Annotated in this window: 1 protein-coding gene; it reads left to right on the plus strand. The window is 78.4% G+C overall.

Annotated elements, in window-relative coordinates; all coding sequences use genetic code 11:
- Positions 1 to 371 precede the first annotated feature (371 nt).
- Positions 372 to 1,276 (plus strand): sacsin N-terminal ATP-binding-like domain-containing protein (locus ACFXA3_RS34320; protein ID WP_385193446.1); only part of this gene is annotated, 905 nt, incomplete at its 3' end.

Consider the following 1,276-nt stretch of genomic DNA (forward strand, 5'->3'; position numbering starts at 1 on the left):
CCCGGGTTGCGCCGGACGCGCAGCTCCATCTGGAACAACATCTTGGCCAACACCACCAAGCACCCCGAGCGCCCCCACCCCCCCCCCACCCCCAGAGCCCCCGGGGGCCCCCCGGGGGCCCGGGCGGCCCCCCCCCGCCCCCCTCGACTACGTGATCGACAAGCTCTGACCGCACCCCGCGTCCCGCTCGTACGCAGCCCCCCGGCGACCTCGTGCCGCCGGGGGCTGCGTCGTTGCGTGCCCGCCGACGACCGCCACCGGGATGGCGACGTCCTCGTGTTCGCCCACCTCACGGGCGAGGCGCAGCCGCCCACGCGATACCTTCAGGGCGTCGGCATTCGGTGAATGCAGTACAGCTTGGAGGCAGCGGCGTGAGCGTGCGAGTGACGGCGGCCCAGGGTGGCGTGGACCCCTTCGGCACGGCCCGGCTGCGGCGCGGGGTGCTCGACGCCTGGGGCGCGGGCCCGGCCCGCTTCCGCGAGGACGCCAACGCGGAGGAGGACCTCGCCCTCGGCGGCTACCGCGACCGGCTCGTCGTCGAGCTGGCGCAGAACGCCGCCGACGCCGCGGCCCGGGCCAAGGTGCCCGGCCGGCTGCGGCTGACCCTGCACTCCGGCGAGGGCGGCCGGCCCGGCGTGCTGGCCGTCGCCAACACCGGCGCCCCGCTGGACGCGACGGGCGTGGAGTCGCTGAGCACCCTGAGGGCCTCCGCGAAGCGGGAGCCCGCGGGGTCGACGGGCTCCTCGGACACCGTCGGCCGCTTCGGCGTCGGCTTCGCGGCCGTCCTCGCGGTGTCCGACGAACCCGCCGTACTGGGCCGCCACGGCGGCGTCCGCTGGTCCCTGGCCGAGGCCCGCGAGCTGGCCCGGGACGCCGCGCACGGCAGTCCCGGCCTCGGCGACGAACTGCGCCGCCGCGACGGGCACGTCCCGCTGCTGCGGCTGCCGTTGCCCGCCGAGGGAACCGCCCCCGAGGGCTACGACACGGTGGTCGTCCTCCCGCTGCGCGACGCCGCCGCCGAGGACCTGGTGCAGCGGCTGCTGGCGGGCATCGACGACGCACTGCTGCTCACCCTGCCCGGGCTGCGGGAGATCGTCGTGGAGACCCCGGCGGCCGGGCACCGCGTGCTCTACCGGCGTACCGAGGGCCCGTACACGGTCGTCCAGGACTCGGCCGGAGCGGCCGGAGCCGGCGGGGCCTCCGGGGCCGGGGGGGCCGCGGGGGCGCCCGCCCCCCCCCGCGGGCGACCCCCCAGGCGCACCCCCCCCCCCCCACC

This window comes from Streptomyces sp. NPDC059456, from assembly GCF_042750055.1.
GTDB lineage: Bacteria > Actinomycetota > Actinomycetes > Streptomycetales > Streptomycetaceae > Streptomyces.